Source organism: Halapricum hydrolyticum (assembly GCF_025517535.1).
Lineage (GTDB): Archaea > Halobacteriota > Halobacteria > Halobacteriales > Haloarculaceae > Halapricum > Halapricum hydrolyticum.
This window is the reverse complement of the sequence record NZ_JAOPKC010000003.1, coordinates 86,525-99,671: the sequence shown is the minus strand read 5'-3', so window position 1 is coordinate 99,671 and position 13,147 is coordinate 86,525. Positions and strand designations below refer to the sequence as shown.

Genomic DNA, 13,147 nt, shown 5'->3' with positions numbered 1-13,147 from the left:
AACGAGTTTACCTTCGAGAGGGGTATACAGCGGCTATCAGATCCCGCGCAAGTGGCTGAAGACGCAACGTGTGGTTCGTAGGTATGCCTACGACGAGCCTACTTCCCGAAGCCGCGCCCAGCGCAAGTTTCTGTGCGAGTTCCAGAAGCGCCACAGCAGCCGCGCTCTCCCGCGTGACGATTAAGCGTCTCGTACTCCGCTATCCGGACAAGATGCGAGAGGTTTCTCCATCCGGTGTCGTCCTTACTGATGGAAAACCGGCTAATAACAATATGGGGACGGAGTCTGTGTATCCCCTATGGCATACCAGGTAGATTGTAGCCAAGGGGACGATTTCATGATCAAGTCCGACGACGAGCAGGAGGTGATTGAGCACGTGAAAGAACACGCGAAGGAGAAACACGATATGGAACTGAGCGACGACGAGGCGCGCGAGATGATCCAGTAGGCCTACCGGAGTGCAAGAGCGGATGGCAGAAGCGGGCGAGTCAGCGTCAGCCGGCTCGTTCTCCAACATCTCCTCGTATCAGGAGGAGCCGCTAGAATCGCTCCTATTCTTTCAGGAAAGGAGCTGCGGGCCGAACAGCATCAGGATCAGGCTGACGCCCATGATCAGTCCGATCGAGATCGTAACTGTCCGGACGTGTCGGCGGTGGTTCAGCGGCGTCCGGGCGAGGATCGCCTCCGTGCTCGTCCGCAGGAGGTGCCCGCCGTCCAGCGGGAACGCCGGAATGCAGTTGAACAGCCCGAGGTTGAAGTTGATCCAGCCGGTCCAGAACAGCAGGTTCGCGAGCAGGAACACGCCGCCGCCGAGCGGTTCGAGCGGCCCCTGGACGACATAGAAGTTCGTGATCGGATCGAGGAAGCCGGCGAAATTAAAGCCCAGCGACGGTGCCGCGACGGCCGCGAAAGGCAACACCAGAAGCGTCACGGCGACGGTCGCGAGCGATCCCTGGCCGAGTCCGCCGAGCGCGCCGTCACCGGACAGCGCCGCCAGATAGGACTCGGCGGGGTACACCTGGATCCCGAAGTCGTTGACGACGAGCCCGCTGTAACCGGGCTGGACACCGAGCACGCCCAGGAGCGCGCCGCCGGTCCGGGTGTTCTCACCGAGCGTGACGTTGTACTGCTGGAGCGACCCGTCGACGTGCGCTTCGACCGCGACTGTCGTTCCGGGATCGAGATCGGCGAGCACGTCCTGCATCGTCTCGGCATCAGGCGTTCGAGTGCCGTCGACGCGGGTCACGACGGCCGGTTCGCCGGTCGGTGCACCGGCGTCCGCCAGCGGGCCGCCCTCGCTGACTGCGCTGGCGTAGGCACCGATCGGGCCGGTGGCGGTCGTGCCGTCGGCCGTCGTGAGCGTCGCGGTCGTCCGGTCGGCCATCGCGTCGGCGAACTCGGTTTCGATGCCGACAGTCGTACCGTTGACGGCGACGATCGTCGCGCCGGCGTCGATCGCGAGCGGTCCGTCAGCCAGGGCCCGGGTCACCAGCACTGATCGGTTCACCGTCACTGTCTCGCCGCTGTCGGTGCCCACGGTGACGCTGCGCTCGGTGTGGTTGGCCAGCACGGCGTCGATGTCGGCCGCCGACTCGACGTCAGTTCCTTCGACGGACGTGATGACGTCGCCGCCGCCGAGACCCGCCGATCGCGCGGGTGAATCCTGCATCGACCCGCCGACCGGGACGCCGCTCACGGCGGCGATCGACCCTGTCACCGGTCCGAACAGCAGGGCGAAGGCGACGACGGTGATCGCGAAGTTGTTGGTGACGCCGGCGGCGAACATCCGGCTCTGTGCGCCGCGACCGGCCTTCTTGCGATCTTCCTCGTCGGGTTCGACGAACGCGCCGAGCGGGACGATCGTCAGCAGCGCGACGCCCATCGATTCGATGTTGATGTCCTCGACGCGACAGAGCAGGCCGTGCCCGCCCTCGTGGACGACGAGTCCGACGAGCAATCCGAAGACGATCTCGGGAGCGGCCGACAGCGGCAGAAACTCGTTGACGCCGGGGATGACCAGGGCGTTCTGGGGCTCCTGGATCGCCGAGGCCGCCGGCTGGCGGAGGCTCTGATACGCCGATAGCAGGACCGTCAGGAACAGCCCGACGAGAAACACCAGCGCCATACCCAGCCCGAGATTGCCCCAGGCTCGCCAGAACCGCTCGTGTCGCGCCAGTCGGTCCAGAAACCGCTTGCCACGCTGGGTATGGATCGTCGTCAGCGGCCCGGAGACGTGGACGAACTCGGGGAGCACGCCACGCTGTCGGAGTCCCATCGCGACGACAGTATAGAGGAGCATCCCCGCGATCACCAGCGTCAGCGTCGAAACCATTACTCGGACCCTGGGGACACGTCGTCAAGAGGATTGTGACTGCTGGAGGAACAGCGCATCTCACACGTGGTCGTCCGGATCGTGGCGGTCGATCATGCGTTCGGCCTCGGTGGCGTAGCGCCGGCGAGTCCCGTCGTCGGTCACGGGTTCGAGTCGGTCGGATTCGACGTCCTTGGCCGCGGTCGGCGGACTCTTCATCAGCAGCGCCGTCGAGAGTTGCTGTGTCAGATGGCGCTGTCCGTTCGGCGTCGCGTAGACGAGCGTCACCAGGTCCTCGTCGTAGTAGTCGCGCTCGACCAGCCAGCACCGCACCGTCTCTGACATGGGCGAGCGTTGGGAGAGCACACGATTGTATCCTCCGGTCCCGTATCGTTTTCAGCCGGGCCGTCCTACAGTCAGACGATGAGTCGCTGGAGCGACCGGGTCGAGGAACTGCTTTACGACGGGGAAACGGTCGCCGAGCGCGTCGAGGTCGGGACTGCGGCGGTCGTCGTCACGAGCCACCGGGTGCTCGCGTTCACGCCCGAACGCGACGGGCCGAACTTCCAGCAGGCCGACCGACCGAACGTGACCGGCGTCTCGGTCGAATCGGGCGGCGACTCGACGTTTCTCCGGTACGCCGTTCGGGCGACGATTTACGGTCTCGTGTTGATCGTCGCGGGGCTGTTGTTGCCGCTCGACGCCATCCTCTCGGACGTCGCGATGCCGGAATCGACGGGGCAACTCGGGATCGGCGGCGTGCTGGGACTGTTCGAACAGCTCCTGTCGCTGCTTCGGAACCTCGACGAGTTCATGCAACTGGCCGGGGCCTTGCTGTTGCTGTTCGCGATCGTTCCGTTCGGGGTGTACCTCTGGTCGCGCGAACGATCGCTCGTGATCGACCTCGCCGAAGCGGACGAGTCGATCCGCCTCCCGGCCCCCGACTCGAACGGCGAGACGATCGCCGACGGGCTGGAACGCGCGATCCTGCCCGGGACCGATCACGAGGCCGGATAGCGAAATCCGTCGAGAGCGTACGTCCGACAGTATCAAACCGTCGTCGCCGCTAGAGCGGGGCGATGGACGCCGACGCGGTTCGTGACCGAGCCAGCGATCTCCCGCGGGAACCGGGCGTGTATCGGTTTCTCGATCGTGAGGGCGACGACGCGACGGTGCTGTACGTCGGCAAAGCGGTCGATCTGCGCGATCGGGTACGGTCCTACGCCGATCCGCGCGGCGAGCGCATCCGGCAGATGATCGAGCGCGCGGGCGCGATCGACACCGTCGTCACCGACACCGAGACCCAGGCGCTGTTGCTGGAGGCGAACCTGATCAAGCGCCACCAGCCCCGCTATAACGTCCGGCTGAAAGACGACAAGTCCTACCCGCTCGTCCAGCTCACGGACCACCCCGTCCCGCGGATCGAGATCACTCGCGACCCCGACGAGAACGCGACCGTCTACGGTCCGTTCACCGACAAGAGCCGCCTGGAGACGGTCCTCAAGGCCGTCCGGGAGACCTACGGACTGCGAGGGTGTTCGGATCACAAATACGCCGGCCGCGACCGCCCGTGTCTGGACTACGACATGGGGCTGTGCACCGCGCCGTGCACTGGCGAGATAAGCGAGACCGATTACCGCGCGGACTGTGAAGCCGTGCGGCGCTTTTTCGAGGGTGAGACCGGCGTCGTCGCGGACCCGATACGCCGGGAGATGGACGATGCCGCCCAGCAACAGGCGTTCGAGCGGGCTGCGAACCTCAGAGACCGTCTCGACGCGGTTGAGTCGCTGCACGCCGAGGGTAGCGACGCCGTTGCGACGCCCCGAAGCGAAGAGCGGACCGTCGACGTGCTCGGCGTCACCGTCGAAGGCGAAACGGCGACCGTCGCACGCCTGCAGAGCGTCGACGGCTCGCTGGTCGAGCGCGAGCGCCACCGCCTTGACGCCCCCCAGGGAGAGCACGCGGGCGCGGTGCTGGGCGCGTTCGTCGCCCAGTATTACGCCGAGCGCGAACTCCCGGACGTCCTGCTGTTGTCGGATCGACCCAGCGACGAGAAGGTGCGATCGTGGCTCGAAGGCGAGGGCGTCGACCTCAGAGTCCCCGGTGCGGGTCGAGAATCGACGCTGGTCGATCTGGCACTGAAAAACGCCCGCAGGCGCGGCGGCGATCGCGACGAAACGGCCGCGCTGGCCGATGCGCTCGGACTGGATCAGGTCGGGCGGATCGAGGGGTTCGACGTGAGTCACGCGCAGGGTCGATCAGTCGTCGGCAGCGACGTCGTCTTCGTCGACGGCAGTCCGGAGAAGGCCGACTACCGCCGGAAGAAGCTCCCGGATCGCAACGACGATTACGCCAACATGCGGTCGCTGGTCCGCTGGCGGGCCGAGCGAGCGATCGACGGCCGCGACGACCGACCCGACCCGGATTTGCTGTTGATCGACGGCGGCGAGGGGCAACTCGGTGCGGCACGCGACGCACTGGCGGAAACCGGCTGGGACGTGCCGGCGATCGCGCTTGCCAAATCCGAAGAACTGGTCGTCACGCCCGAGGGCGTCGAGCGCTGGCCCGACGACGCGCCCCACCTCCACCTGCTCCAGCGGGTGCGCGATGAGGCCCATCGCTTCGCCGTCCAGTATCATCAGACGCTCAGAGACGACGTCTCGACGCCGCTTGACGACGTACCGGGCGTCGGCCCGGAAACGCGCAAACGACTGCTCGGCCATTTCGGCAGCGTCGAGGCGATCCGTGACGCCACGCTCGAAGAACTGCAGGCCGTCGAGGGCATCGGTGAGACGACGGCCGAATCGATCCGGACAGCTCTTTGATCGGATGGGGTGATTCTGACGTCACTCAGAGCGGGCAGAGCGGTTAGATCGATCTGGAGATGCGTTTATCACTTCGCAAAAAGTTCCGGCGTGGAGCCACACACCGGCGGATCTCGTCCAGTGCGTCGCTTCTGGCGTTCGGATCACGGATGGCTATCTCGCCGACACCTGGGGGGATGTGGAAACAATCGTTCGAGATGGCCGGTCGCGACTGGACGTGATCCACTGAATGAGGCACCCGGACGACTCTTAATCCCCTGTCAGCGTTTTCGCAACGCGAAGCAACCTGCCCGGCGAGAGCCGGCGATCGGAAACGAACAAGCCTTTTGTGACTGCCCGCGAGAGCTACGTGTAGTGCCAGACGACGACCGGAGCATCGAAGAGATCCTGGATACGATCGGGGACCAGCACGCTCGGCGCGTCCTCGCGGCGGTCAGCCGCGAACCAAAGTCCGCGAAAGAACTGAGCGAGGAGTGTGACCTCTCGTTGCCGACGGTCTACCGTCGCATCGAAATGCTCGAAGAGTACGATCTGGTTACCGACCGGACGCTGGTCGCCGAGGACGGCAACCACTACAAGGTCTTCGAATCGAACTTCGAGAGCACTGTCATCTCGCTCGAAGACGACGAGTATCGCGTCCAGATCTATCGGACCGAGAACCTTCCGGATCGCTTCAGCCAGCTCTGGGACGAGCTCGGCGCAGAGTGATCGGTTCCCCATAGCAGTCCGCGTTCGTGCAGTCGGGTCGTCATTTCTGTACAGCCGCCACGGAGGGCGATGAAAATACCTTAGTAGGTCTCTACCCCACGAGAGCATATGTCGGACCTCACCGTGTGGGCCGCGCGGGGTACATTGATCCTCCTCCGACTGGCGTTGTTCGGTCTGTCACTCGGGCTGACAGTGATCAGTTTTCAGGCCTACCGCGCACAACAGACCGAACGACTCCAGTACGCGTTCATCGGATTCGCGTTCATCAGCATGGGCGTGGCCGTGAGCAACGTCGTCACCCAGATCGGATGGGTCGCGGAGACAGTCGAACTCGTCCGGATCTTCTTTCAGGCCGCCGAGACGATCCCCTTCATCGTCGGGTTTGCGATGCTATATCTCTCGCTGTATCGGTGACTCGTTCGAATACATCGAAACTAATATATTAGTGCTCTGAGGTTGCGCATGTAACGGGGTGCGGGAGCATGCCAGAATGCCAGAACTGTGGTTCGTTCGTGACCGAAGCGTACGCTCGAGTGTTTACGCCGCGTGGGGTGGACAATCCACGTGTCTGTCCGGAGTGTGAAGACAAGCTCCGAGACGGTGCCGAGATACGGGAGGCGCGGTCGCCACGGCATTCCTGATCGAAGTCACGTTGTTTATGAGGGACAAGCCCGTCTCTAGTGTCGATGACTGACGCGAATCCCCAGATTGTCCGTCTGTTCGGCGGACCGGGGAGCGGGAAGACCACCGCGTTACTCGACCGCGTCGAGGAGTTGCTCGAAAACGACGACATCGACGTTCGAGACGTGCTGGTGGTCTCCTATACCCGTGCGGCCGCAGCGGAGATCCGAGATCGACTCGCGGAACGCCTTGACGTCTCACCGCGTGCGCTGAAAGGCAACGTGAGCACGATGCACGCCAAAGCCTACGAGTTGTTGAACCTCTCGCGAGGCGACGTCGTCGGCGAGAGCGACAAACAGGAGTTCTGTGAGAGCTACGGACTGGAGTTCGAGGACGAATACGAAGGGTCGCGACGGCGGTCGGCCCGGTCGACGACGATGGGTAACAAGATCATCGCGACCAGCCAGTGGCTCCAGCGGACTCGCCGGGAGGTCGCCGACTGGTACGACGTCCCCTTCCAGTGGAACGAGGAAAACGTCCGTCTCCCGCCGGAGATCGACGACAACGCCCAGACGGGCAACAAGTACACGCCGACCTGGCCGAGCGACGACGATCGGATCGACGTCCCCGAAGCGATCCGCGCCTGGCGCTCCTACAAGGGCGAACAGGGGCTGGTCGGTTTCGCCGACATGCTCGAACGGGTCAAACAGCGCTCGTTGCTACCGAACGTCGATTACCTGATCATCGACGAGTTCCAGGACATCACGACCCTGCAGTACGACGTCTACGAGGAGTGGAAGCCCCACATGAAGAAGGTCCTGATCGCCGGCGACGACGACCAGGTCGTTTACGCCTGGCAGGGAGCCGACCCGGATCTGCTGCTCGACGAGGACGTCACCGACGACGAGATTCTGCCCAATTCCTATCGCCTGCCTTCGCGGATCCTCAACGTCGTCAATAGGGAGGTCAGCCACATCGACAAGCGCCAGGAGAAAGACCTCAATCCCCGCAAAGAGGGCGGGACCGTCGAGGCCGTCTCCAGTCCCTCGATGCTCGATCTGGTTCGCAACGTCAAAGCGACCATCGAAGAGGACGAAGACGGGACGGCGATGGTACTGTTCCGGGCGCGCTACCAGATGTTCCAGTTCATCGATGAGTTCATCGGCGAGGGAATCCCTTTCAAGTGTCTGACCGACCAGCGGATGTGGACAGATCGGCTCACACAGTACGTCCGGGGGATCGAGAACCTCGCTGCCGGCGAGCAACTGACGGCGCTGCAGGCCCGGCGGCTGGCGGACATGTTGGCCGACTCTGCGTTCGGCACCGGCGAGCGCGACGATCTGTTCGACGCGATCGACGATATCACCGAGGACGAGGACATAGACGACCTCCAGGAAATATACGTCGAACCCGACCTGATCGAAGACCACGCGCCCTTCGCGCCCGATCCAGTCGCGGCGGCCGACATGCTCCGGAAAGTCACGAGTTTCCAGGAGCGAAGCGTCGACGCGTACTTCGGCGGCGACTACGAGGGGATGGCGCCGGATCGGCTGCGGCTCGGCACGATCCACTCCGCGAAGGGCCGCGAAGCGGATCACGTCTTCGTCGCGACCGACCTCACCGAGAAGGTCGTCGAGCAGATGGCCGCGACGGTCGAACAGGAAGGCATCGACGTCCCGGGTGTCGACGAATTTACCAAGCACACCTCGCCGGTGCCGACGCTGACGGACAACGAGCGGCGGGTCTTCTACGTCGGGATGTCCCGGGCTCGCGAGCGGCTGGTCATCCTGGAGAACCTCGTCGACGGTGCGCCGACGCTGCCGGTCGACGTGCTACTCAACAACGAGCCGGCCGACGTCGACCTCGAAGAGTTGCTCGCCGAGGCCCAGGGGATCGCCCCGGCGCAGTGATCGGTTCCGGACATCTCGGTGTGACGGTCGTTCGGACAGGCGCGTCCCGCAGAGTATTTTGGCCTCGATTCGACCCGAAGCGGTGCGTTCACTCTACAGGCTCGAAGCGGTGGCGCACGACTTCGCTGTCATCGTCCCACTCGAAGTCGTCGTGAGCACGCCGGAGCCGTTCCCGGTAGTGTTCGAGATCGGGCGATCCCTCCCGCTGTGCGTCCTCGTCGGTCAGATCCCCGAGCGTCCGCTCGGTGACGTCGTTGACTTCGAACGTCGTACCGTCGATCTCGAAGGTATCACCCTCCTCGGCGTAGGCCTGCCCGCGGTGGAGCTGGGTTATCTTGCCGCTGGAGACTTTCTCGAGCAAGTGCCCTCCGGGGAGGATCTCCTCGGCGTCTCTGTGAGCCATATCTCCATTCGGCGTCGGAGGGTCAAAAACGCCAGCTTCGGGTAGGGCACAGAGTCCGCGAGACAGAAGAGCGATTACGGTCGGAGGGTCTCTGCCTCCGCGACGAACTCGCCAGCGATGCGCTCGGCCTGGAACGTATCGACGACGAACTCGCCGTTGTCCCGACGCATCGCCCGCAACTCCGACTCGGAGGTGGCGTCGACGATTTCGGGGAGTTCAGAGTAATGATCGATCGTCAGGACGTGGTCCTCCATGATAGGGTTGACTACGTCCTCGTAAACGATCGGGACCGCCCCGAACAGCATCGGTTCGATCTGCGTGTAGTTGATCACGTGGGACCATCCGGGGGCGCTCTGGAGGTCGACCACGAACCGCGCCTGCCGGTAATGGTCCCACAGGTCTTCGACGGGCGTCACGCCCACGAACTGCATCCTGTGCTCTAGCGCCTGCTCCCAGATGTCGCCGTACTCGGGGTCCTCGGCGCTTGTGAGACGGTAATACTCCTCGGTCAGCTCGCTGTGGACGATGACGTCGTGGTTGAGGTTCGGGACTTCGCGGATCAGGTGGTCGACGTTCTTTCGGGGCTTGATCTGTGATGCCGAGACGATCAGGCGCTGTTTGTCCTCGACGATATCCATGCGGGCCGTATCGAGGGGATGACGAATCAGGACCGTTGGTGCGGGGAGGTTTTCGAGACTCCGCTCGACCGGCTCCTGGGGTGCGACGAGTCGGTCGACGTCGTCGATGACCTCCAGAATCCACTCCCGATCAGTCTCCCACCAGATGTCGTGCATGACCGCGAAGACGACCTCGTCGCGCAATTGGTGATAAAGATCCATCCACCACCGACCGTACTCGTCCTCTTTCCAGTACTGAGGGACGGAGTCAGTGAAAACGTAGAGATCGTACCCCCCGGGTACGTTGCCACCCCACTCGTCCCAGAATAGAGACTCGTCGACGAATACGGAATCAACGTGGTCCTCGGGTCGGTTCGCGAATCCCGTAGCCAACTCCTCCACGTATCGTTTCGCTCCACAGATGGAGCCGATGTTCCAGGTGAGCAGCATGACATTCATAGCTAGTGTAGGCCCCCGATGCTGACCCCCAAGCCACGTTCCTGAACGCCCGCGAAGACCTCGTCACCGGACTGGATAGGTGATCGGTGAGTCTCTCCTTCATGGTCTATCATAATAGACCATAGCGTTTTCGGAGGGACGGGAAAATAGCCGCCAGTGCAGCCGCTCTCACTTGGTGCGTCAATAAAACGGAATCGCGATAAAGCGATAGTGCGAAATCTACTGTCGGACGACGTTAGTCGCGCGCGGACCCTTGGGGGCCTGTTCGATGTCGAATTCGATCTCCTGTCCTTCCTCGAGGTCCGGGCCGCCAACGTCTTCCATGTGGAAGAAAACGTCCTCGTCCGCGTCCTCAGTCTCGATAAAGCCGTAACCGCCTGTGTCGTTGAAGAAGTCAACCGTACCGTTTGCCATTGCAATCATTCAGAAGGGAGGGGGATATGTAAGGCTTCCGAGAGTCCCGTTACCACGGCCCCCGAGAGACGCACTCTCCCCGGACGCTCGTCGCCGGAGCCGGATCGACCGGGCCGTCGTCTGCCATCCGTCTGACGGTGATGGGAACCCGACTCCCGTCCGGTAGTTTCACTTTCAGTCCGCTTCCCCGGCGTTTATATTCGATCGCGACGCATCTGAGGATGCTGTCACACGTTCCATCCTCCTCCCTCACACCTAACTGGCCAGCGGCGCAACTATCGAGTATGCTGTCGTTTGCCGACGTACTCGCTGCGCGCGATCGGGTCGCCGAGACCGCCCGGCACACGCCGCTGGAATACTCACATACGTTCTCTGCGATGACCGGTTCGGAGGTCCACCTGAAGCTGGAGACCTTCCAGCGGACGGGCGCGTTCAAAATCCGCGGGGCGACCAACCGGATCGCGACGCTGAGCGACGCCGAAAGAGCGGCCGGAGTCGTCACCGCCAGCGCCGGCAACCACGCCCAGGGAGTCGCGCTTTCAGCCACGCGGATGGGCGTCGACGCGAAGATCGTCATGCCCGAGCACGCTCCGGTCTCAAAGGTCGAGGCGACCAGGAGCTACGGCGGCGAGGTTGTCCTCTACGGGGAAGACTACGACGCCGCGGCCGAGCGCGCCCACGAGATCGAACGCGAGGAGGGGCGCACGTACGTCCACGCCTTCGACGACGAGATGGTAATGGCCGGGCAGGGCACCATCGGTCTGGAGATCTACGAGGACCTACCGGAGGTCGAGACGGTCGTCGTGCCGATCGGTGGCGGCGGACTGATCTCCGGGATCGCGACGGCCCTCAAGGGCAGAGACGAGGACGTCCGGGTGATCGGCGTCCAGGCGGAGGGGGCTGCAAGCGCCCCCGCGTCGCTGGAAAAAGGCGAGATCGTCGAACGGGATAGCGTCGAGACGATCGCAGACGGGATCGCCACCCGGAAGATCGGCGAGCGGACCTTCGAGGTGATCCGCGAGCGCGTCGACGAGGTCGTCACGGTCACCGACTCGGAGATCGCCGTCGCGCTGACGAAACTCCTCGAACGCTCGAAGACCCTCGTCGAGGGGGCGGGCGCAGTCCCGCTTGCGGCGCTTCTGGCCGAGCGATTCGACTACGAGGACGACGAGGTCATCGTCCCGGCGCTCTGTGGCGGGAACATCGATCTGAACGTCCTGACGACGGTGATCATGCGCGGACTCATAGAAACCGGGCGGTATCTCCGACTGCGGACCGTCCTCAAGGATCGGCCCGGAGAACTCGAACGACTGGTCGAGATTATCTCCGAACAGGGGGCGAACATCTACGCCATCGAGCACGACCGGGCCGCCCGGGACATCGCGCTGAACGACGCCGAGGTCGAACTCGACCTGGAGACGAAAGGACCCGACCACGTCGAGGCGTTGATCGAGTCCCTGGAGGCAAGCGGATACGAGATCGAGGTCCTGGTCTGATGGCGCTGTCCGGACTCGACGGCACGGCTCTCCTCGGCGAGTCCGTAGCCGGAGTTGAGCAGGGCCCGACGGCATAGCTGGTCTAGGCGGACCGAAGGAACCAGGTATCTCCGTCCCCGACATCAGGGTAATGACTGTGCGCGAATCCGAGGTGCTCGACGTCGAGCGCATCCGGGAAGACTTCCCCGTACTGGAGCGTGAGTTCGACGGCACGCCGCTGGTGTATCTCGACAACGCGGCGACGACTCAGACGCCGACGCAGGTCATCGACGCCATCCGCGACTACTACCTGGAGTACAACGCCAACGTCCACCGCGGGCTCCACCAGCTCAGCCAGGAAGCTTCGATCGCCTACGAACAGGCCCACGACCGCGTCGCCGAGTTCATCGGCGCGGCGGGACGCGAGGAGATCGTCTTCACGAAGAACACCACCGAGAGCGAGAACCTCGTCGCCTACGCCTGGGGGCTGCGCGAACTCGGACCGGGCGATACGGTCGTCCTCACGGAGATGGAACATCACGCTTCGCTGGTCACCTGGCAGCAGATCGGCGAACGAACCGGCGCGGACGTCGAGTACATCCGGATCGACGAGGACGGCCACCTCGACATGGATCACGCTCGCGAGGTGATCGACGACGACACCGCCATGCTGTCGGCGCTGCACGTCTCGAACACGCTCGGGACGATCAACCCCGTCGCCGATCTCGTTGATCTGGCCCACGATCACGACGCGCTGGCGTTCATTGACGGCGCGCAGGCGGTCCCGAACCGCCCGGTCGACGTGGAAGCCATCGACGCCGACTTCTACGCCTTCTCGGGCCACAAGATGGCTGGCCCGACCGGGATCGGCGTTCTCTACGGAAAGCAGCACCTCCTCGACTCGATGGAGCCGTTCCTCTACGGCGGCGACATGATCGAGAAAGTCACCTTCGAGGGATCACGCTGGAACGAACTCCCCTGGAAGTTCGAGGCCGGCACGCCGCCGATCGCCCAGGGAATTGCCCTTGCGGAGGCGTGTGACTACCTCGAAGACATCGGGATGGACCGGGTCGCCCGCCACGAGAACGAGCTGGCCCAGTACACGCTCGAACGCTTCGCCGAGTTCGATGACATCGAGGTGTTCGGCCCGCCCGCCGGCGAGGAGCGCGGCGGTCTGGTCTCGTTCAACCTCGAATCCGTGCACGCCCACGACCTCTCCTCGATCTTCAACGACTACGCCGTCGCGATCCGGGCCGGCGACCACTGCACCCAGCCGCTACACGACAAACTCGGCGTTGCCGCGACCGCGCGGGCGTCGTTCTACGTCTACAACACGCGCGAAGAGATCGACGTGCTAGTCGAGGCCATCGACGACGCGCGGGATCTATTTGCCTGATTTCGACG

At 63.8% G+C, this 13,147-nt stretch carries 14 protein-coding genes; 9 read left to right on the top strand and 5 right to left on the bottom strand.

The window, feature by feature from the left end:
- Window positions 1-337 precede the first annotated feature (337 nt).
- A complete protein-coding gene (locus OB916_RS05250) occupies window positions 338-448 on the top strand; it encodes a DUF1059 domain-containing protein (protein ID WP_315908235.1) in 111 nt (36 codons plus the stop codon).
- 111 nt (window positions 449-559) lie between these two features.
- On the opposite strand, the gene OB916_RS05245 is transcribed toward OB916_RS05250, so the two are convergent.
- Both OB916_RS05245 and OB916_RS05240 read right to left on the bottom strand, forming a co-directional pair.
- On the bottom strand, window positions 560-2,332 hold the full coding sequence (locus tag OB916_RS05245) for a site-2 protease family protein (RefSeq protein ID WP_315908234.1): 1,773 nt from the start codon (window positions 2,330-2,332) through the stop codon (window positions 560-562).
- 60 nt (window positions 2,333-2,392) lie between these two features.
- Window positions 2,393-2,656: a hypothetical protein gene (locus tag OB916_RS05240; protein WP_315908233.1), complete on the bottom strand. Its 264-nt coding sequence runs from the start codon at window positions 2,654-2,656 to the stop codon at window positions 2,393-2,395.
- A gap of 78 nt (window positions 2,657-2,734) precedes the next feature.
- On the opposite strand from OB916_RS05240, the gene OB916_RS05235 reads away from it, so the two are divergent.
- The 6 genes from OB916_RS05235 (at window position 2,735) to OB916_RS05215 (ending at window position 8,375) form a co-directional block, all read left to right on the top strand.
- Window positions 2,735-3,328 carry a hypothetical protein gene (locus OB916_RS05235; RefSeq protein WP_315908232.1) on the top strand — a complete coding sequence of 198 codons (594 nt, stop codon included), beginning with the start codon at window positions 2,735-2,737 and terminating at the stop codon, window positions 3,326-3,328.
- Window positions 3,329-3,390: 62 nt separating this feature from the next.
- Entirely contained in the window at window positions 3,391-5,136 is a 1,746-nt protein-coding gene (locus tag OB916_RS05230; RefSeq protein WP_315908231.1) for an excinuclease ABC subunit C, read from the top strand.
- Between the two features lie 354 nt (window positions 5,137-5,490).
- The gene (locus tag OB916_RS05225) at window positions 5,491-5,844 is read left to right on the top strand and encodes an ArsR/SmtB family transcription factor (protein WP_315908230.1); all 354 of its coding nucleotides are present in this window, start codon (window positions 5,491-5,493) and stop codon (window positions 5,842-5,844) included.
- A 108-nt stretch (window positions 5,845-5,952) separates the two neighbouring features.
- Window positions 5,953-6,258 (top strand): DUF7521 family protein, encoded by a 306-nt coding sequence (locus OB916_RS05220; protein WP_315908229.1) that lies wholly within the window; start codon window positions 5,953-5,955, stop codon window positions 6,256-6,258.
- 68 nt (window positions 6,259-6,326) lie between these two features.
- The gene (locus OB916_RS17075; protein ID WP_449267322.1) at window positions 6,327-6,485 is read left to right on the top strand and encodes a DUF7563 family protein; all 159 of its coding nucleotides are present in this window, start codon (window positions 6,327-6,329) and stop codon (window positions 6,483-6,485) included.
- Between the two features lie 45 nt (window positions 6,486-6,530).
- Complete coding sequence (locus OB916_RS05215) at window positions 6,531-8,375, top strand: ATP-dependent helicase (protein WP_315908228.1); 1,845 nt, start codon at window positions 6,531-6,533, stop codon at window positions 8,373-8,375.
- An 88-nt stretch (window positions 8,376-8,463) separates the two neighbouring features.
- On the opposite strand, the gene OB916_RS05210 is transcribed toward OB916_RS05215, so the two are convergent.
- From OB916_RS05210 to OB916_RS05200, 3 genes are all read right to left on the bottom strand, one after another.
- A complete protein-coding gene (locus tag OB916_RS05210; RefSeq protein ID WP_315908227.1) occupies window positions 8,464-8,778 on the bottom strand; it encodes an ASCH domain-containing protein in 315 nt (104 codons plus the stop codon).
- Window positions 8,779-8,852: 74 nt separating this feature from the next.
- Window positions 8,853-9,797, bottom strand: coding sequence for a hypothetical protein (locus OB916_RS05205; RefSeq protein ID WP_315908226.1), 945 nt, complete (start codon window positions 9,795-9,797; stop codon window positions 8,853-8,855).
- 276 nt (window positions 9,798-10,073) lie between these two features.
- Complete coding sequence (locus OB916_RS05200; RefSeq protein ID WP_157513551.1) at window positions 10,074-10,268, bottom strand: cold-shock protein; 195 nt, start codon at window positions 10,266-10,268, stop codon at window positions 10,074-10,076.
- A 284-nt stretch (window positions 10,269-10,552) separates the two neighbouring features.
- Between OB916_RS05200 and ilvA the strand changes: the two genes are divergently transcribed.
- Both ilvA and OB916_RS05190 read left to right on the top strand, forming a co-directional pair.
- Entirely contained in the window at window positions 10,553-11,764 is a 1,212-nt protein-coding gene (ilvA, locus tag OB916_RS05195; protein ID WP_315908225.1) for a threonine ammonia-lyase, read from the top strand.
- A gap of 136 nt (window positions 11,765-11,900) precedes the next feature.
- Window positions 11,901-13,139 (top strand): aminotransferase class V-fold PLP-dependent enzyme, encoded by a 1,239-nt coding sequence (locus OB916_RS05190; protein WP_315908337.1) that lies wholly within the window; start codon window positions 11,901-11,903, stop codon window positions 13,137-13,139.
- Window positions 13,140-13,147 lie beyond the last annotated feature (8 nt).